At 73.7% G+C, this 18122-nt stretch carries 16 protein-coding genes; 4 read left to right on the top strand and 12 right to left on the bottom strand.

The annotated features are described in order from the left end of the window. Positions 1-86: 86 nt before the first annotated feature. Together IH26_RS0143785 and IH26_RS0143780 are read right to left on the bottom strand one after the other, a co-directional pair. The gene (locus IH26_RS0143785; protein ID WP_051809604.1) at positions 87-1496 is read right to left on the bottom strand and encodes a hypothetical protein; all 1410 of its coding nucleotides are present in this window, start codon (positions 1494-1496) and stop codon (positions 87-89) included. Then, positions 1493-2353, bottom strand: coding sequence for a hypothetical protein (locus IH26_RS0143780; protein ID WP_030442222.1), 861 nt, complete (start codon positions 2351-2353; stop codon positions 1493-1495). The genes IH26_RS0143785 and IH26_RS0143780 overlap by 4 nt, the downstream gene beginning before the upstream one ends. A 269-nt stretch (positions 2354-2622) precedes the next feature. Here IH26_RS0143780 and rho point away from each other — a divergent pair, with 269 nt between their 5' ends. Next, the gene (gene rho / locus IH26_RS0143775; RefSeq protein WP_030442221.1) at positions 2623-3774 is read left to right on the top strand and encodes a transcription termination factor Rho; all 1152 of its coding nucleotides are present in this window, start codon (positions 2623-2625) and stop codon (positions 3772-3774) included. Between the two features lie 3 nt (positions 3775-3777). Here the strand turns inward: rho and IH26_RS0143770 are convergent, their stop codons facing one another. The 3 genes from IH26_RS0143770 to IH26_RS0143760 form a co-directional block, all read right to left on the bottom strand. Next, positions 3778-4407, bottom strand: a complete 630-nt coding sequence (locus tag IH26_RS0143770; RefSeq protein ID WP_030442220.1) for a putative glycolipid-binding domain-containing protein — start codon at positions 4405-4407, stop codon at positions 3778-3780. A gap of 79 nt (positions 4408-4486) precedes the next feature. Further along, positions 4487-4984, bottom strand: coding sequence for a MarR family winged helix-turn-helix transcriptional regulator (locus IH26_RS0143765; RefSeq protein ID WP_245665948.1), 498 nt, complete (start codon positions 4982-4984; stop codon positions 4487-4489). Positions 4985-5044: 60 nt separating this feature from the next. Then, a complete protein-coding gene (locus tag IH26_RS0143760) occupies positions 5045-6925 on the bottom strand; it encodes a hypothetical protein (protein ID WP_030442218.1) in 1881 nt (626 codons plus the stop codon). Positions 6926-7109: 184 nt separating this feature from the next. Here IH26_RS0143760 and IH26_RS0143755 point away from each other — a divergent pair, with 184 nt between their 5' ends. Together IH26_RS0143755 and IH26_RS0143750 are read left to right on the top strand one after the other, a co-directional pair. Further along, complete coding sequence (locus tag IH26_RS0143755; protein WP_030442217.1) at positions 7110-7709, top strand: GNAT family N-acetyltransferase; 600 nt, start codon at positions 7110-7112, stop codon at positions 7707-7709. Between the two features lie 97 nt (positions 7710-7806). After that, a complete protein-coding gene (locus IH26_RS0143750; RefSeq protein ID WP_030442216.1) occupies positions 7807-8391 on the top strand; it encodes a DinB family protein in 585 nt (194 codons plus the stop codon). On the opposite strand, the gene IH26_RS0143745 is transcribed toward IH26_RS0143750, so the two are convergent. Next, complete coding sequence (locus IH26_RS0143745) at positions 8342-8923, bottom strand: TetR/AcrR family transcriptional regulator (RefSeq protein WP_084599626.1); 582 nt, start codon at positions 8921-8923, stop codon at positions 8342-8344. The two genes, IH26_RS0143750 and IH26_RS0143745, sit on opposite strands and share 50 nt — an antisense overlap. A gap of 97 nt (positions 8924-9020) precedes the next feature. Between IH26_RS0143745 and IH26_RS0143740 the strand changes: the two genes are divergently transcribed. Next, complete coding sequence (locus IH26_RS0143740; RefSeq protein ID WP_030442214.1) at positions 9021-10322, top strand: cytochrome P450; 1302 nt, start codon at positions 9021-9023, stop codon at positions 10320-10322. Between the two features lie 22 nt (positions 10323-10344). Here the strand turns inward: IH26_RS0143740 and IH26_RS0143735 are convergent, their stop codons facing one another. The 6 genes from IH26_RS0143735 to IH26_RS0143710 all read right to left on the bottom strand — a co-directional run bounded on the left by IH26_RS0143735 (position 10345) and on the right by IH26_RS0143710 (position 18017). Then, positions 10345-11265 carry an NPCBM/NEW2 domain-containing protein gene (locus IH26_RS0143735; protein ID WP_030442213.1) on the bottom strand — a complete coding sequence of 307 codons (921 nt, stop codon included), beginning with the start codon at positions 11263-11265 and terminating at the stop codon, positions 10345-10347. Positions 11266-11294: 29 nt separating this feature from the next. Further along, positions 11295-12158: a protein phosphatase 2C domain-containing protein gene (locus IH26_RS0143730; RefSeq protein WP_030442212.1), complete on the bottom strand. Its 864-nt coding sequence runs from the start codon at positions 12156-12158 to the stop codon at positions 11295-11297. Positions 12159-12298: 140 nt separating this feature from the next. Next, positions 12299-12997, bottom strand: coding sequence for a Crp/Fnr family transcriptional regulator (locus tag IH26_RS0143725; protein WP_030442211.1), 699 nt, complete (start codon positions 12995-12997; stop codon positions 12299-12301). Positions 12998-13067: 70 nt separating this feature from the next. Further along, on the bottom strand, positions 13068-13679 hold the full coding sequence (locus IH26_RS0143720; RefSeq protein WP_245665947.1) for a hypothetical protein: 612 nt from the start codon (positions 13677-13679) through the stop codon (positions 13068-13070). A 55-nt stretch (positions 13680-13734) separates the two neighbouring features. Beyond that, positions 13735-15273 carry an FAD-dependent monooxygenase gene (locus IH26_RS0143715; protein ID WP_030442209.1) on the bottom strand — a complete coding sequence of 513 codons (1539 nt, stop codon included), beginning with the start codon at positions 15271-15273 and terminating at the stop codon, positions 13735-13737. A gap of 65 nt (positions 15274-15338) precedes the next feature. Continuing rightward, positions 15339-18017 (bottom strand): ATP-binding protein, encoded by a 2679-nt coding sequence (locus IH26_RS0143710; protein ID WP_030442208.1) that lies wholly within the window; start codon positions 18015-18017, stop codon positions 15339-15341. Between the last annotated feature and the right edge of the window lie 105 nt (positions 18018-18122).

The following is an 18122-nucleotide window of genomic DNA, read 5'->3' as shown; positions in this document are numbered from 1 at the left end:
TGACTCGGGGCCGATGGGCGGCCACACCGAAGGGTGATGCTGTCTTATCCGACCGGTTCGGACCAGCCCCCGAACGGGTAGGAAGATCAGCTGCGGGTCCGCTTCACGACCGCGCGGACCGCGCGCCGACCCGCCTTCAGCCCGTCCACGACGGTGTTCGCCGCCCGGCCGGGAACAGTCGCGGACAGCAGGGCGTTCACCTGGCGGACCCGCTTGAGCTCCGCATCCCGGCTCGCGACGGTCCGCTCGTAGAACTCATGCCTCGCCCGCGCGTCGGCCAGCTCCTGCTCCAACCGGTCGCGTTCGACCCGCAGCTCGCGGAGCGACCCCCCGTCCGGGCGGCCCGGACCGGCCGGCACCGCGTGCGGGTCGAGCTCCCGCCCGGTCATCCCGGCCAGCAGCGCCGTCAGCTCCGCCTCGTCGGCCGGGCTCGGCCACAGGTGGGCGTACCCGCCCCCGATCAGCCAGGCGGCCAGCGAGCGGAGGGCCGCGACCGGGGTGCCCGGGGCGGCGAGGCCGTGGCAGCCGCCGGCCGCGTCGACCACGACCTGATCGGCCGGCACGCCGGCGGCCGGGCTCTCCTGCCAGGCGGTGAGCAGTTCCCGTACGGCCGGCAGCGCCCGCCGCCCGCAGGCGGCCAGTATCAGGTCCGCAAGCGTGCGCCCGGCCGGGATCGGCGTGCCGTCGCCCTGGAACCACGCGCCGCCGTCCAGCCGGACCGCGCCGGTCGGCAGCACCGCGGCCGGGCCGGCGGCGATGTCCCCGGCGAGCAGGATCCAGCCGGGCGCGAGCTGGGCGGCCAGGCCGTGCCGCAGCGCACCGGCGATGAGCCGGCCCGGGTCGGCGAGCCGCCCCTCGGCGGGCGCGGCGGCGGTCAGCGTCGCCCCGAGGAAGCCGCGCAGCCCCGGGTCGGCCAGCACCTCGGCGCCGAGCAGGGCGCCCGGGTACGCCGCGTACTCGCGGACCACCGGGAAGCCGGCCGCGGCCAGCCGCGGGTGCAGGTCGGCCGAGGTGACCGGGCCGTCCGGGGCCACCCAGTCGGTGTCGGCCGGCGACGGCGGGAGCGCGATGAGCCGGTCGAGCCCGAAGTCGTTCGGCACGCCGAGCAGCAGCCGCCCGCCCGGCCTGAGCACGGCGAGCAGCAGCCCGAGCGTCTCCTCCCAGCCCAGGTCGGGCGCCTCGGGGGTGCAGAGCCGCTCGAGCCCGTCGAGCGCGACCACGGTGTCGAACGCCGGCTCGGCCGCCTGCTTCTCCAGGCTCCCGCACAGTACGGACGCGCCCCGGCCGGCGAGCGCCTCGGCGTCGGCCACGCCGCGCACCAGCACCGTCGCGCCGGCCGGCAGCCCGGCCGGGTCGTGCGGCCCGGCCACCAGCACGCGGCCCGGCAGGCCGGCCAGCAGCGGCGCCGCCAGCGCGGCGCTCAACGGCCTCGGGCCGTGCGTGCCGGACAGGTCGGACCAGTGCAGCATCTCGCCGCCGATCATCTGGACGGTCATCGGGGCAGCACTCCGGTCAGTTCGGCGTCCTCGACGCTACGGGGCATCGGCCAGCCGAGCAGCCGGCGCAGTTCGGGCGGGGCGAGCAGCCGGTCGGCGCCGAGTTCCTCGACCGCGATCGAGCGGGCCAGCGCCGGGTCGACCTGGGCGCCGTGCAGGGCGGCCCACTCGCGCAGGATGCGCTCGTGGCCGCCGAACGCCGGCTTCTCGTTCCGCAGGTGCATCGGGTCGCCGTAGACGGCCGGCGCGCAGCCGGCGAGCGCGCCGTAGAACACCGCGCTGCACAGCCGGTTGGAGGCGACCCGGGCGTGCCGGCGCAGCTCGCCGAGCTGGCGGTAGAGGAAGCCGGGGTCGAGATCCTTCCACCAGCCGCCGCGGTAGCCGTGGCAGATCACCCGGAAGCCGGCCGCCTCGTACTGCCGGCGCAGCTTGGTGGAGCGGTACTCCTGCCAGTACAGGCAGACCGTGACCGGGCCGGGCTCCGTCGCCCGGATCTCGGCCATCAGCGCGGCGTGGTCGCCCTCGACGTGCTGCCCCTCCCAGCCGTGGAAGGGATACCAGATGGTGCCCTCGCGCGGCGTCGCCGGATCGATGGGTTCCATCATGAGCAGGTACGCGAAGGGCGAGCCGGTCACGTACAGCTGGCGGCGGCCCAGCGACCAGGCCCGCCGGCGGGTGCGCTCGGACCACAGGAAGCTCGGCACGCCGGGCACGAACTCGTGGTCGGGGGCGAGACCGTCGCCGATGTTCCAGCCGTGCTGCAGGTAGCCGCGCAGGCGGGGCGGGTCGGTGTCGTCGAGCCCGCAGTAGCGAGCCAGGACATGGCTGTGCCCGTAGTAGTGATTCGCGTGATGCACGACCCGGCTCAGACTCCCTGCCCAGTTCTACGAGGCCCCATCCCACACCGGCGAGGCGAAGCGCTGGGGAACATCATGTGTCACCAAGTTGAACGCTACCGCGGCGGGGGCCGTGTGCTATCTTTGCCGCAATCGGATCGCGCGGATGTCGGCGAGAGCCCCCGCAGATCCCAAGGCCGAAGGTTCTGTATCCCGGCCGCTTTCCATTCATTTTGCCGTAGGCGTCTGCCTGTGCGATGGCGACGCGCGGTTTCTCCAGGAGTCCCTCGATGACAACTGTTGCTACCCGTACACCCAAGAACCCCACCACCGAGGCAGCCGACGTCGCCGTCGACGCGCTCCTCGACATCGTCGACGACCGGGCCTGGCTGCGCGCCGACGGCTACCTGCCGGGCCCGGGCGACATCCCGGTCGCCCGCCAGCAGGTCCGCCAGCTCGGGCTGCGCCGCGGCGACCGGGTCACCGGGTTCGCCCGCACGCCGGGCGAACCCCGCAAGCCGGTCACCCTGCAGGTGGAGGCGGTCAACGGCCGCCCGCCCGGGCAGCGCCGGCCCGACTTCTACGAGCTGACCGCCCTCTACCCGCAGGAGCGGCTGCGCCTGGAGACCGGACCCGTTCCCCTGGAAACCCGGATCATCGATCTGGTCATGCCGATCGGCAAGGGCCAGCGGGCGCTGATCGTCGCCCCGCCGATGGCCGGCAAGACCATCGTGCTGCAACAGATCGCCAACGCGATCGAGCGCAACAACCCGGAGGTCCACCTCATGGTCGTGCTGATCGACGAGCGGCCCGAGGAGGTGACCGACATGCAGCGCACGGTCAAGGGCGAGGTGATCGCGGCGACCTTCGACCGGCCGCCGCAGGAGCACACCGCGCTGGCCGAGCTGGCGATCGAGCAGGCCAAGCGCCGCGTCGAGCTGGGCGAGGACGTGGTGGTCCTGCTGGACTCGATCACGCGACTCGGCCGCGCCTACAACCTCGTCGCGCCCGGCCGTGGGCGTACGCTATCGGGGGGTTTGGATTCTTCCGCCCTTTATCCGCCGAAGCGGTTCCTCGGCGCCGCCCGCAACATCGAGGGCGGCGGGTCGCTCACCATCATCGCGACCGCGCTCGTCGAGAACGGCTCGGCGATGGACACGCTGATCTTCGAGGAGTTCAAGAGCACCGGGAACGCCGAGCTCAAGCTGGACCGGTCGCTCGCCGAGGCGCGCGTCTACCCGGCCATCGACATCGCCGCGACCGGCACCCGGCACGACGAGACCGTGGTCGGCCGGGCGGAGCTGGCGGTGGTCGGCCAGCTGCGGCGCGCCCTGAACGGCCAGGACCGGCGGGACGCCATGCGCCAGCTGCTCGACCAGTTGCGGACGACGCCGAGCAACGCCGACTTCCTGCGCCGCGTGGCGCTCTCCCTCAACCAGTGAGGGTCAGGGCGAGATCCGTAGCCGGCCGGGCTGGTAGGTGACGATGCCCTCGGCGTCCAGGTCGTAGGCGACCGCCGGGCCGTCCCCGGTCACCCGCAGCTTGGCGTCGCCGACCCGGTGGAACGTCGACTCGCCGGCGGCCACCGCCAGCCAGGGCATCCGGACCCGGACCACCGGCGCCCGCACCGGGCCGGCCCCGGCGCTCAGCCGCAGCGTGCGCATGGCCCAGGTCAGGAAGATCGGCGAGTCGTCGAGCAGCAGGACCGCGCCGCCGTCGAGCCGGGCCGGGTCGTCGACGCCGGCGGCCGGCGCGTCGATCGAGCCGGACTGCTCGGCGCCGCACGTCCAGGTGCCCGCCTGGGTGCGGGACAGCGCCAGGTTCCGCCGCCAGCCGCTGCCCTCGGTGGTGAGGGTCAGCGCGCGGACCCGCCACGCGCCGTCCAGGTCGGCGTGCCAGCGCGCGGTGTACGGCCGCGAGCCGCCCACCACCACGGCGCCGGTGACGACGCCGGGCGCCGTGCCGTCCCGCAGGACGAGCTCGGTGCCGACCGTGCCGGTCCGCTGCCAGACGAGCGGGCCGTGCGTACGTGCCGCCGCCACCCGGCGCTGGGTGGTGGCCGTTCCCGTGGTCATCTGGCCTGCCTCGGTGTGGGGACGCATGTCACAACCATTGCACCATGCAACCTTTGCCGCCAGGTTGCGGGGCGACGAACTACTCGGGATCGTTCTCGTGTCGCTGCCATCCCAGCCACCACTCCTGCTCGGGCATCTCGCCGGCGGCCGCGGCGAAGGCCGTGAGGGCCTCGGTCACCGCGGGCTGCCAGACGCCGGCCGTCTCGGCGACGATCCGCTCGAGCTCGGCGCGGCGGTGGGCCATCACCTTCTCGACGATGTCGTGCCCGGCCCGGGTCAGCCGCAAACGCACCACCCGCCGGTCGTCGGTCGAGCGCACCCGCCGGACCAGGCCCTTGCCCGCGAGCCGGTCGGTCATCCTGGTCCCGGTCGAGGGGTTGACCTGCAGCTCCTCGGCGATGTCGATGCTGCGCAGGGTGCCGCGGACGGCGAGCACCACGAGCGCGCGGAACTGCGGGAGCGTCACCTCCGCCTCGACCGCGCTGAGCGCGCGCACGGTCAGCCCGACGAAGGCCCGGCTGGCCAGCATCAACGCCTGGACCGCGGGCTCGTGACCGGTGGGCCGGGTTACTTGCACCAGGACATCATTGCAGCAAACGCCGGGCCCGCGAGCGGGCCCGGCGTGCTTCTGGCGCTATCAGGGCAGCGGGTAGTCGGTCACGAAGACCGGAACGCCCACCTTGGACGTGTCGGCCGCCGCACCCACGCCGTCGACGACATGGTCGATGGTGCCGGCGGACAGGTTGACGGTCATGATGTGGTGCAGCTTGACGCCGGGACGGTTCGGCACCTCGAAGCCGTTCTCGGTGTGGATCGACGGGTTGTTCTGGTTGAACACGTAGACGCCCGCGCCGTACAGGTGATGGGTCTTGACCTTGTCCCCGACCTTGTAGCCCGGGTAGCCGTTCTCCGTGCCGTTCATCCAGTCGGCCTGCGTCGGCGGGTCGTACGGCAGCTCGTTCTGGTAGAGGACGGTGGTACCGTTGTCGCCGTTCCAGAGCGTGTTGTACCGCTGGAAGTGCTCGACGAACAGGCCGGTCGCGGTCACGTCGTCGCCGTTGATCACCGCGCCGTAGCGGCCGGTGTTGGCGTTCCACCGCTCGGTGTCGCCGCCGGTGAAGCCCTCGACACCGTGGTCGGCCCGCCACACCCAGGTGTGGTCGATCAGCACGTTGTCGCTGTTCACCTGGAGCGCGGTGCCGGTCTTGCCGACGTGCGGGCCGCCGACCCGGAAGTACACGTCGGACAGGGTGGTCGGGTTGCCCGGCGAGCTGCAGCCGAAGCCGCCCTTGCCGGTGCCGACCTGCAGCAGCGTCTTGGACTCGGTGGTGCCGGCGTCGATGGTGACGCCCGCGACGATCGCGCCGGGCACGTCCGCCACCCGGATCGGGGTGGCGCCGTTCACCGCGGTCAGGGTGGCGTGGCCGATGCCGAGGACGACCTGGTCGGGCCACCGTACGTTGATGCTCTGCCCGACGTTGTAGACACCGGGCGTGAGGAGCAGGTTCTTGCCCAGCAGCAGCTGCGCGTTGATCAGCCAGACCGGGTCGGAGGGCTTCGCGACGAAGAAGTCGTTCAGCGACACCGAGCGGCCCGGCGTGATCCCGTTCGCCCAGGAGACGCCGCTGGTGTTCTTGCGCGCCGACGGGACGCGGACGTTCCATCTGCCCTTGTCGTCGACGTACAGGTACGGCTTCTCCCGGCTGACCGGCGTGGTCGCGAGGGTGGTGTACGGCGGGTTCGGGAACGCCGACTCGTCGGGCGCGCCCTCGACGCCGGCGAACACCTGGTTCCACACCGCGTTGGTCCAGCTGTCCACGTGGCTGTTCCGGGTGATCCACTGCTGCTGCGAGCCGTTGAGCACGGTCGGGAAGCGGGAGTCGGCGATGAAGCCGCCGCTGGCGTACTGCGGGCCGGCCGTGCAGTAGTCCATCAGCGAGAACGTGCCGCCGGTGACGTCCAGCCGGCGCAGCGAGACCGCCTGCGAGACGGCCCAGAAATTGGTGTTGCCGGCCCGGCAGCCCGTCTGCCCGGTGCCGTTGATGTGCAGCGACAGGTTGGACAGCGTGCGCCAGAAGTTGACCAGGGCGAGGCAGTTGCTGGTGCCGTTGTCGTTCAGGCACCGGTTGTAGACCTCGATCTTGCCGTTGATCACCACGTCGTCCGGGCCGGCGCCCAGGCCGGCGACCTCGGTGTAGTAGCCGACCTTGAACTGCAGCGGCTTGGCGTCCGTGCCGTACGTGCCCGGCTTGAAGAAGAACGCGTACCGATCGGTGCTCATCTCGGCGTCGGTCTGCTTGGCGGCCGCCGCGTCCAGCGCCGCCTGGATCTGCTCGGTCGGCATGCTCGGGTCGAAGATGGTCACATTGCCGCCGAAGGCCGGCGTCGATGCCGGCTTGGTGCTGGTCTGTGCCTGTGCGGCCGTCCCACCGAGGGTCGCGACGGTCACCACCGCCAGTCCTATCGCGAAGAGCCGCCCGAACTGCCGGCGGACCCGCCGCCCGGCGCGTGTCGTCATGCTGGAGGGGTCCTTCCCGTCATGTGCTGGAAACAACTACCGAGCACAGCTGGCAATAGACGTCGGCGCATGTCAAGGCGACCGAGCTCGGCAATCGCGCAGGGATCGGACATCTCGCCCCGGTTCCGGCTCAGGGTCTGCCCGAAAGGCCGCCGGAACCGGTACCGGCGGCTAATCTCGGGACGTGCCAGAGATCCGTCCCTATCGGCCCAGCGACCTGAAGGCCGTCTACGACATCTGCGTGCGCACCGCCGACGGCGGCGAGGACGCGCGCGGCCACTACTCCGACGACGATCTGGTGGGCGACGTCTTCGCCGGGCCGTACGTGCGGCTCGAACCGGAGCTGGCGTTCGTGATCGACGACGGGGGCGAGGCCGTCGGCTACGTCCTCGGGACCGCCGACACCGAGGCCTTCGTACGCCGGTACACGGCCGAGTGGTTGCCGTCCCTCGGCGACAAGTACCCGGCGCCGCCGGCGCCGCCGCGCACGGCCTCGGAGGAGATGATCGCCGTGCTGTACGACCCGGGGCGGATGCTGGTGCCGGGGCTCGACCTGGCGGCCTACCCGGCGCACCTGCACATCGACCTGCTGCCGGTGGTCCAGGGCCGGGGGTACGGGCGGAAGCTGATCGAGCGCTTCACCGGGGCGCTCGACGTGCCCGGCGTCCACCTGGGAGTGCGGACGACGAACGTGAAGGCGCGCGGGTTCTACGCCCGGCTCGGTTTCGAGCCGCTCCCGGTGCGCGACCCCGGCCGGACGACGTACCTGGGGCTGCGCCTCTGACGATCTTCTCCGGGGCGCGATGACCGGCGTGGCGGCGATCCGGTACGCCTTGCGGCCGACGGCCCGATCCGCTTGGTGATGGGCCAAAATCGACGTCATGACGGTCGATTACGGTTCGCTGCTGGTGTCCCAGTTGGAGTTCTACTGGGACATGCATCTGCGCCCGCGCCTCGACGGACTCACCGACGAGGAGTACCTGTGGGAGCCGGTGCCGGGGTGCTGGACCGTGCGGCCGGACGGCGCGGGCGGCTTCGCCCACGACGGGTACCAGCAGCATCCGACGCCGGCGCCGTTCACCACGCTCGCCTGGCGGATCGTGCACGTGGCGACCGCGATGTCGACCCGGACGAGCACGTTCTTCACCGACTCCGGCGAGGCGGACATGTTCGATCTGCGGCACTGGCCGGCGTCGATCCCGGGCACCGCGGCGGACGGGATCGCGTTTCTGTCCACGTCCTATCGCGAATGGCACGACCACATCGCGGCGCTGTCGGCGGAGGAGCTCGAGCGGCCGCTCGGCCCGAAGGGCGCCTTCTTCGCGAACGAGCCGATGGCCGCGCTGATCGTCCACGTCAACCGCGAGGTCATGCACCACGGCGGCGAGATCGGCGTGCTGCGCGACCTCTACCGCCTCAGGGACGCGGGCCCAGCAGCAGCTGGGTGGCCGCCACGGCGGGGCTGACGATCGTGGCGACGTCGTGGCCGTCCTCGACCGCGGTGGCGATCAGCTCGCGCAGGCCGCCGAGCAGGATGATCGCCGTCTGCTCGGACGGGGGTCGCACCCCGGCGGCGCGCAGGTGCGGCGTGTCGGTGAGCCGCTGGATCAGCTCGACGAAGCGGCGCATCGTCGCGCGCTGGAACTGCCGGGCCCGGCCCTCGCCCAGGGCCGGCACGTCGCGGATCCAGCTGAGCGAGATCGGCGGGTCGGCCTGGACGGCGGCGATCCAGCCCTCGATCGCCTGGCGGGCCTGCGTCTCCCAGGGCGCGCCGGGGTCGACCGCCTCCGAGATGCGGGCGATGGTGCGCTGGTTGCTCTCGTACAGCAGGGCGACCAGGCACTCCTGGCGATCGGTGAAGTGCTCGTAGAACGTACGCCGGGAGGTCCGCGCCGCGCGCACGATGTCGGCCACCGTGGTGTCCGCGTAGCCCTGCGCGCGGATGCACGCCGCGAGTCCCTCGATCAGGCGGCGGGCGGGGGCGTCCGTGGTCGTCACGTGGCACACGCTAATACGTGACAGATCCTTGTGCGGCGGTGGTACGCGAACGTACCGTGGGGTGGTACGCGGACGTACCAATCCCAGGAGGTTGGCGATGACGGCGACGACCCTGGCCGGCGCGGTCCTGCCGGACGGCCCGAAGACCCCCCGCCTGGTGCAGGCCCTGCAGTTCGCGGTCTCCCGGGGCGGCTCCATGCGCCGGCTGCGCCGCAAGTACGGCACGGCCTTCACGGTCGAGTCGCTGAACCTGGGCCGGCTGGTGATGCTGGCCGATCCGGCCGAGGTGCGGGAGCTGTTCCAGACCAGTCCGGAACTGGCCGACACGCCGGATGCGAATCTCGGCTCGGTGCTCGGGCCGGGTTCGTTCTTCTCGATCACCGGGGACGAGCACCGGCGGCAGCGCAAACTGCTCACGCCCCCGTTCCACGGCCGGCGGCTTCGCGCGTACGAGCAGATCATCGAGGCCGAGACGGAGCGCGAGACCGCCTCCTGGCCGGAGGGCCAGGCCTTCCCGGTGATGCCGTCGACCATGCGGATCACCCTGAACGTCATCCTGCGCGCGGTCTTCGGCGCCGACGGGGCCGAGCTGGACGAGCTGCGCGAGCTGCTGCCGAAGGCGGTCCGGCTCGGCTCGATCCTGGCCGTGCTCCCGGTGGTGCGGCGCGACCTGGGCGGCTACGGGCCGGGCGCGCGCTTCGACCGTCACCGCCGGCGGTACGACGAGATCGTCGACACGCTCATCGAGCGCGCCACCGCCGACCCGCGCCTGGACGAGCGGGACGACGTGCTCGCGCTGCTCGTGCAGGCCCGCTACGACGACGGCTCGCCGATGACCCGCGGCCAGATCGCCGACCAGCTGCTGACCCTGCTCACGGCCGGGCACGAGACCACGGCCACCACCCTGGCCTGGGCCGTCGAGCGGCTGCGCCGCCAGCCGGGCCTGCCGGAGCGGCTCGCCGCCGGCGACGACGCGCTGCTCGACTCGACGCTGATGGAGGTGCAGCGGGTCCGGCCGGTGATCGAGCTGACCGCCCGGCAGGTGCGCGCCGAAACGCTCACGATCGGTCGCTGGACGCTGCCGCGCGGCACGGTGGTCACCGCCTGCATCGCGCAGCTGCACGAGGACCCGGCGCTGTTCCCCGACCCGGAACGGTTCGATCCGGAGCGGTTCGCCGGGTCCCGGGCCGACATGTACGGCTGGATCCCGTTCGGCGGCGGGGTGCGGCGCTGCATCGGCGCCGCCTTCGCCTCCCTGGAGATGCGGGTGGTGCTGCGCACGGTGCTGCGCGACTTCATCCTCGAGCCGGCCACCGAGGCGCCGGAACGATCGCACAGCCGGGGCATCGCGGTCGCGCCGGCTCGCGGCGGCCGGGCGGTCGTGCACCGCCGCCGCTGAGGCCGGAAACCGGCCCTGGTCCTCATTGGACGACGATCGGGTCGCCGAGGGCCGCGTGGGTGTCCCGCCGATCGCCGGTCTTGGTGTTCCGGCCGGCGCACGTCAGGCGCAGGCTGACCACGTTCTTCAGGTCGATGGAGATCTTCTCGGCGTGACCGACCGACACCTCGGCCGGCTTCGGCAGCAGCTTGCGGCCGTCCTGGTCGTAGAAGAGGAACTCGACGGTGGCGCCGATCGCGTTCTCGGTCTGATCGTCGATCCCGGCCACCGCGGTGAAGGTCTGGTAGCCGGCGACGTTCCAGGTCAGCTTGCTCTCATCGTGCGTTGCGCACCAGAAGAGGACTCCTCGCGAGTGCCGCGCGGCCGCGAAGGTCACCGAGTCCGCGTCGTAGCCGCCTTCGACCGGCTGCTCGGCGTCCAGGTATTTGGTCGCGGGCGTGTCCGCCGGCGTATCGGTCGGATCCGCCGTGGGATCGGAGGACGCGGTATCGGTCGGGTCGGCGGTGGTCGGGTCGGTGGTCGGGTCCGTGGTCGGCTCGGTGGTGGCCGGCTCGGTGGTCGGCTGCGTGGCCGCCGGGAGCGCGCGCGGCGTCGCCGTCGTGGAGACCTCGTTGACGACCCGCAGGGCGGTGCCGGCGCCGGTGGCCACGGCGACGAACGCGATGCCGAGCGTCAGGATCAGCCATTGCCGCAGTTCGAGCGCCCGCAGCGCCCGGCTCGGCGGCACGTTGTGCTCCAGTTCGAGGCGGCGGCTGCGCCGATAGCTCAGCACCACCCGGATGGCCAGCACCGAGAACGCGAACGCGACCAGCGCGCACCCGGCGAGCAGGGCCACCCCCGGGTCGCGCGACCCCGAGTACAGCAGATAGAGAACGACCGCACCGATCAGCGCGGTGAGAAGGCAGATGAGGACGAACGCCGCCCCGCGGGTGCTCCTGTTCACTTTTGATCCTTTCCGGAAGTGGGTCGGGTTCAGCGGATCCACACGCAGAGCGCGGTCCGGTCGTCCGAGAACGCCCGGGCGCGGAAGCTGACGTGCCAGAGGAACGCCGCCAGCTCGGGCACGCCCGGCTCGGTCCACCAGCCGCCGAGGGCGTCGCGCACGTCGGCGTGCCGCATCGGCTCGGCCAGCCCACCGGTGCACAGCAGCAGCATCTCGCCGGTCGCGGCCCGCACCACGGCGGTCTCCGGGCACGCGGCGTCCCGGGGCAGCTCCCGCGCCGGCGGCCCCTCCCCGGCCGGGCCCTGGCCGGGCTCCGGGAAGCAGGGGCGCCAGCCGTCCCGGCCGAGGATCAGCGCCGCGCTGTCGCCGACCCGCAGCAGCGCCACCCGGGCACCGTCCGGGTCGGGGGTGAGCACGGCGGCGGTCAGCGTGGTCGCGTACGCCTCGGGTTCGGCCCCGTCGGCGCGGGCGCGCTCGCACAGCGCGTCGGCGACCCGGACGGACGCCGCGCACGCCGCCGCGGCCGCCGCCTCGGCGTCGTCGGCCAGCGTGGCCAGCTCCGGCTCGATCGCGTCGCGCAGCACCCGGCTCGCCAGCCCGGCGCCGAGGTGGGACAGCGGCCGGCTGCTCAGCCCGTCCGCCACGCAGGCGACCAGGGCCGGCGAGCCACCGGCGTCGGCCGGGCCGAACGCCATCGCGTCCTGGCGGGTCCGGCCGACGAACCGGTGCCCGTCGCCGCGGACCGACGCCGCCCGCACCGAGAACCGGCCGATCTCGCCGCCGTCCAGGACGGTGTCCGGCACCGCGCCGCGCACGGCCGGCAGCGGTCCCGGCGCGGACGATAGCGTCGGCTGTCTGATCAGGACAGCCGGGTCGGCGAAGGTCGGCCTCATGGCGACGACTGTGTCCGATCGCGATCCGGACTGACAGCCGCGAACGGCCGGAACCGGCCCGTCGATGCGGCGACCCGTTCCGGCTGAATCGGCGAGGCGCGCGGCGGAATTGCCCGCTCGGCCGATGGAGTCCGGGCCGGTCAGACCCCGTCGGCGAGCCGCCGCAGACCGGCCGGATCCAGCACCGTGACCCGGCGGTACGCGGTGCTGATCAGCCCCCGCTCGCGCAGGTCGTGCACGGCCTTCTGGACGGTGGCCCGGGCGATCGCGATCATCGCGGCCAGCTCCGGCTGGCTCAGCGGCACCGCGATCTCGACCGACCCGTCCCGCCCGGGCCGGCCGCACGCCTCCGCGACCTCGGTCAGCAGCCGGGCCAGCCGGATGTGCGCGGGGAACGCCGCGAAGTCGCCGCGCCGCCGGTTGGCCCAGCTCAGCTGGCGCGCGATCATCGCCATGACCAGCTGGGACACCTCCGGCCGCCGGCGCAGGAACGCCTCGAACTCGGCCCGCGCGACGGTCACGGCGTAGACCGTGCCGCAGGCGATCGCGGTCGCGTTGCGCGGGCTGTCGGTGAGGGCGCCGATCTCGCCGATCACGTCGCCGGGCACCCGGATGCCGAGCAGCGTGCCGAAGCCGTCCACCGCCGTGGTGACCTTGACGAAGCCGGCGGTGATCAGCACGACCTGGGCGGCCGCCGCGCCCTCGCGCAGGATGGTCCGGCCGCCCGTGAAGCGCCGGGGCACGCCGAGCCGCAGCAACTCGTCGGCCGCGGCCGGCGCGAGGCCGCCGAGGAAGGTGCCCGGCGCCCAGCCGCCCGGCTGCGTGGTGTCGTCCGCCATCGACGCCTCCCGGTCCGTAAAGGACATCATGCGGGAGGCGCCCACCATTCGCCGAATTCGTTTCGAGCTATCAGGTGCGCAGCGCCTCGGTGAGCAGGGCCTCGGCCCGGATCGGGGCGAGAAGTCCGGCGCTCAGCTCGGTCAGGTCCTCGACCGCGCAGGCCGGCGGGCGGCCGCAGTTGGCCGCGGCCAGGCCCGGGTGCGCCCGCGCCCAGTCGGCCAGCACGGCGCGCAGCGGCTCGGGGAGCCGATCGGGGTCGCCGCCGCCGGCCGCCGCCTGGCGGAAGCGCTGCCGGTAGGACCAGAACGACCAGACCTTCGCCTCGTCGATGAGCCGGACGATCGGGTCGGTGGTGCGGTAGTGCAGGGCGATCGTGTACGAGGTGATGCTCCCGTCGGCGATCAGGTGGTCGACCATGCCGCGGCGGGCCTGCGAGCCGGCCACCTCGTAGAAGGTGCTCCGGCAGCCGCGCGGGCGGGCCGCGCCGACGATGCCCTTCCAGGTGATCGGGTGGTCCGGGTGGGAGTCGAGCAGTTCGGTGACCGCCTCGTAGTACATGACCTTCGTGGTCCAATGGTTGCGCCGCGAGGACCGGTTGCCGGCCAGACTCAGATACCAGTCCGCGATGACGGTGTCCGATCCACGTTCTGTCCTCGTGCTGAGCATGTCCGTGACGTCCATTCGAGATCTCGGTCGGGAGATATCGAGGGTCGCGGTTGGCAGGACCCGCCCGGCATCACGTGTTCTCGTGAATCCGCTCGCGCGCTCCGGTCGCGTCGTCGAGCACGTCGTCGAGATCGGCCAGGGTGGCGCCCGACGAGCACCAGGCGACCTGCTGGTCCGGGCGCACCAGCAGCAGCCGGCCCGGCCACCGGTCGGGCACGGCGGGGCCGCCGGCCGGCAGGTGACGCACCGGGATCCCCCGCTTCCGGGCCGCCGTCACCAGCGGCCGGCCGGACTGCCGGCCGGTCAGGTCGACCAGCGTGAACTGCGGTCCGAGCCGGTCGAAGAGCTGGTCGCCGCCGTCGAGCCGGAACGCGGGCAGGCGGTGCCCGGGCGTGCCCGCCAGCGCGACCGGATCCGTCCCCGCCAGGTCGAGCCGGGGCTCGTTCGCGCGCAGCGCCGCCTCCAGTCGCTGCTGATCGGCGCCCTCCTCGACGAGCCGGCGGAAGCGGCCCCGGGTGGCCAGCGCCCGGCTCGCGCGGATCCGGTCGGCCACCGCCCGCCCGCGGCGCTCCCGCGTGTAACCGTGCAGCAGGTGGGCGCCGGCCCAGCCGTGGACCGCCGCGGCGAGTCGCCAGCCAAGGCCCACGGCGTCGCCGATGCAGGTGTCCACGTCGTCCCCCGGCGAGTCGGTCGGGTGCGCGGCCTGGCCGGCGAGAAAGATCCGTCCCATCCCGTACGCGCGGGCGACGGCCGGCACGGTGTCGCGCTGCACCACGGCCTGGATCTCGCTCGGTTCCGCGGACAGTCCCAACCGGCGGCGGACCAGGTCGGCGTGATCGGTGACCGCCTCGTCGCCGGGGCCGACCGGCAGCTGGGCGACGCATCGGTCGCCGTCGTGCCCCGCGATCACGGTGGCGCCGGCGGTGATCCACGCGAACGGCCCGTCCCGGCGCCGGGCCACCCCGGCGCTGGCGAAGTAGACGGTGAACTGCGGGTCGGCCGGGTTGAACGGCTCCATCGCGAAGCCGGCGCAGCGGCGCACCGTGCTCTGCGCGCCGTCGCAGCCGACCAGGTAGTCGGCCTCGATCAGGTGATGCCGGCCGGACTCGGCCTCGATCACCGTGGCGGTCGCGTGGTCCGGCCGGTCCGCCGCGTCCACCAGCGTCCACCCGGTCCGCAGGTCGACCGCCGGGCACTCGCGCAGCGCGCGACGCAGCCGGGCGATCAGCTCGGGACCGGAGATCAGCACGTACGGCTCGATCGGCGCGCTGCCGTCCGCGGCGGCCGCGTATTCGCCCCGTAGCTCGCTCGGCGACGGGAGCCGCCACACCAGGACCGGCGGCCGGTCGAGCGCCGGCCCCCAGATGATCTCGGCGGCGCTCCCCGGGGCCAGGCCGCCGGCCCGCACCCGGTCGGCCAGCCCCAGCCGGCGCAGCAACTCCAGGCCACGGCCGCTGATCAGCAGCAGGTCGGCTTGCCGCGACCGTTTGCGGGCGCGCTCCACCACCAGGCTCGGCACGCCGTGGTGGGCCAGCTCCAGCGCGGTCAGGGCGCCGGCGACGCCGGCTCCGGCGATCAGGACGGGCGTGCGGCGGACGGGTGCCTGCATCGGACCACCTCGGGCGGGAAGGGGTTTCCCCGCCCATGTTCGGCGACCGCGGGCCGCCACGGGCATCACGTGTTCGCGGGACCCGCCCCGGCCTCCCGCTCGACGATCCGGGCGACCTCGGACCGCCGGCGCACGCCGAGCTTGCGGAAGATGTGTCGCATGTGGGTGTCGACGGTGTGCACCGACATGAACAACTTCGCGGCGATCTCGGTGTTCGTCAGCCCGCCGGCGGCCTCCATGGCCACCTTGCGCTCGGTCTCGGTGAGGCGCTCCAGGAGGGACTCCGGCGCCGGGTCCGCGGTGGCGTCGCCGCGATCGTCCGCCAGCGCCGCCGCCCGGGCCCGCGGGCGGCCGGCCAGGCCGAACTCCTCGGCCGCCTGGGACCGCAAGGTAGCGTCCGCGTGCAGCAGTCCCTCGGCGAACAGGGCGCCGCCGGCCAGGCCGTGCACCCCGGGGTGCTGGTCGGCGAGCCGCCGGGCGGCCCGCGCGGCGACCTCGGCCTGCCCCCGGTCGCCGGCGTCCAGGGCGATCCGCACCAGTTCGGCGGCCGCCACCGGGTCGGCGGCGAGCAGGGCGGGCCGCCGCGGCAACGTCGCGTAGAAGTCGCGGAGCAGGTGGAACGCGTCCCGGGCCGAGCCGGTCGCGGCCAGCAGCACGGCCTCGGCCCAGAGCACGTCCTCGGGCGGGGCGGTGATCCCGCCGTCGGCCAGCCGGCGCAGGTCCGCCTGGTGCCGGCCGGCGCGCTTCAGGTCGCCGCGGCACACCGCGATCCGCACCAGCATGCCGAGCAAGGGCATGGCCAGCGCGTTGGCGCCGTGCTGCTCGGCGACCGCCGCCCCGGTCTCGGCCTCCACGGTGGCCTCGTCGAGCCGGCCCCGGGCGTACCACATGGTGGTTTTGAAGTAGTGCAGCAGTGGCTCGGCCCAGACCGTGCCGGCCCGGTCGGTGTCCCGGACGACCCGCTGGAAGACCCGCTCGGCCTGGTCGAACCGGTCGAGGACGGTGAGCATGCCGCCCAGCCAGATGCCGGGATGCCGGTTGAGGGCGCCGCCGCCGGAGCGGTCGGCCAGCTCGGTCGCCTCCCGGGTGTGCCGCAGCGCGTCGGCGAGCCGGCCCTCGGTGAAGGCCACCAGGCCACGCGCGGTCAGGCCGAACACCGCCGCGCCCGGCTCACCGGCGCGCCGCCCCAGCAGGTCGGCCCGTTCGCCGGAGGCGTCGGCGGCGGGCAACTCGTCCAGGTAGTGCAGGGCGTGCGCGCGGACCGCGTACAGCCGGGCGAGCAGGCCCTCCGGCACGCCGGGCTGCGCGATCGCCTGGTCGGCGTAGCGCAGCGAGATCTCGTTGAGACCGCTGTGTTTGTACGCCTCGGCCAGCCCGTGCAGCAGCCGCGCCGCGGTGGCCGGGTCGAGGCCGGCCCGCAACGCCTCCTCGCCCAGCTTGCGCGCCTCCTCCAGGCGGGCCGCGTTGGCCAGCAGGCCCACCGTGTCGGCGATCAGCGCGGCCCGGCCCGGGTCACCGGGCGCCGAACCGGACAGCGCCCGCAACATGATGTCGGCCGCCGCCGAGGGCGCCACCCGGGCCAGCTCGGCCGGCATCGCCCGGACCAGGCGGGCCGCGTCCGCGGCGCCGTCCCGGCCGCCACGCAGCTGGTGGTCGGCCACCTCGAGCGGCGAACGCCCGGCGTCCCGGGTGATCGCGGCGACCTCCCGGTGCAGGTGCTCGCGCATCCCGCGGGCGAGCATGCCGTAGACCGCCTGGCCGACCAGGTCGTGGGCGAAGGCCAGCTGACCGTCCTGGTCCTCGGCGAGGAAGTCGGTCATCGCCTCCTCGACCAGCGGGAACAGCTCCACCGCCGGCCGCCCGGCCAGGCGGGCCGCCTCCGCGACCGTGAACGGCCGGCCGAACACCGACACCGCCCGCACCAACTGACCGGCCGGTTCGGTCAGCGTCGCCAGCAGATCCCGCACCGAGTCGACGAAGCTGGACGGCAACTCGTCGCCGACCACCGAGCCCACCCCACCGGCCACCACCAGCTGCCCGGTCGCGACCAGCGCCTTCATCAGCTTCTCGGTGCGCAGCGGGTGGCCCGCGCAGGAGGCGGCCAGCGCCACCACCGTGCTGTCCACCTTGGCGCCGACCACCGCCGCGCAGAGCCGGGCGATCGCCTCCTCGTCCAGCGCCGGCACCCGGATCGGCGGGGTCCCGTCCCGCAGCAGCCAGCGCACCAACTGCTGGCCCGGGCTCTCCCGATCGTCCGGCGACGGCGGCCGGGCCGCGATCAGCCAGCACACCGGGGCCGCGGCCAGGGCGGGCACCAGATCGCGGACGGCGAGCGCGCTCAGCTCGTCGGTCCATTGCGCGTCGTCGATCACGATCAGCAGCGGCCGCTCCCGCGCGGCGTCCTCCAGCGAGCGACGCAACAGCTGAAGGGTGACGAACGCCTTGGCCCGCTCCGGCTCGAGCCGGGTGAGCCACTCGAACTCCGGCAGCGCCGGGCGGCAGTCGCGCAACGCCCCGGCCAGCGTCACCAGCGGCGCCGCCTGATCGTGCCGGAACGCCTCCCGCGCGGCCACCGCCAGGCCGCGCTCACGGGCCGGCTCGACGACCGCGCGCAGCAGCCGTGACTTGCCGATGCCCGCCTGGCCGATCAGCACATGCCGGCCACCGGCACCGTCCATCGTGTCGTCCAGGATCCGGGTGAGGCGGGCGAGCTCCGCCTCCCGGCCGAAGAGGTGATCTGACACCTTGGCCCCCCTTGCGGCATGTCTATCACAAGGCGGCGCCGTCGGCAGCGCGCACTACCCGTCCGATCACCGACCGGCAACACCCGGCCGGGTGATGAGCAGCGC

The organism is Actinoplanes subtropicus, from assembly GCF_000721705.1.
Lineage (GTDB): Bacteria > Actinomycetota > Actinomycetes > Mycobacteriales > Micromonosporaceae > Actinoplanes > Actinoplanes subtropicus.
This window is presented reverse-complemented; position numbering and strand designations above follow the sequence as displayed.

What these genes read in the sequence shown, in the direction of transcription:
- IH26_RS0143785 (WP_051809604.1), bottom strand. Translation starts at nt 1,496, where the DNA reads ATGACCGTCCAGATGATCGGCGGCGAGATGCTGCACTGGTCCGACCTG.
- rho (WP_030442221.1), top strand. Translation starts at nt 2,623, where the DNA reads ATGACAACTGTTGCTACCCGTACACCCAAGAACCCCACCACCGAGGCA.
- IH26_RS0143770 (WP_030442220.1), bottom strand. Translation starts at nt 4,407, where the DNA reads ATGACCACGGGAACGGCCACCACCCAGCGCCGGGTGGCGGCGGCACGT.
- IH26_RS0143760 (WP_030442218.1), bottom strand. Translation starts at nt 6,925, where the DNA reads ATGACGACACGCGCCGGGCGGCGGGTCCGCCGGCAGTTCGGGCGGCTC.
- IH26_RS0143750 (WP_030442216.1), top strand. Translation starts at nt 7,807, where the DNA reads ATGACGGTCGATTACGGTTCGCTGCTGGTGTCCCAGTTGGAGTTCTAC.
- IH26_RS0143740 (WP_030442214.1), top strand. Translation starts at nt 9,021, where the DNA reads ATGACGGCGACGACCCTGGCCGGCGCGGTCCTGCCGGACGGCCCGAAG.
- IH26_RS0143730 (WP_030442212.1), bottom strand. Translation starts at nt 12,158, where the DNA reads ATGAGGCCGACCTTCGCCGACCCGGCTGTCCTGATCAGACAGCCGACG.
- IH26_RS0143725 (WP_030442211.1), bottom strand. Translation starts at nt 12,997, where the DNA reads ATGGCGGACGACACCACGCAGCCGGGCGGCTGGGCGCCGGGCACCTTC.
- IH26_RS0143720 (WP_245665947.1), bottom strand. Translation starts at nt 13,679, where the DNA reads ATGGACGTCACGGACATGCTCAGCACGAGGACAGAACGTGGATCGGAC.
- IH26_RS0143715 (WP_030442209.1), bottom strand. Translation starts at nt 15,273, where the DNA reads ATGCAGGCACCCGTCCGCCGCACGCCCGTCCTGATCGCCGGAGCCGGC.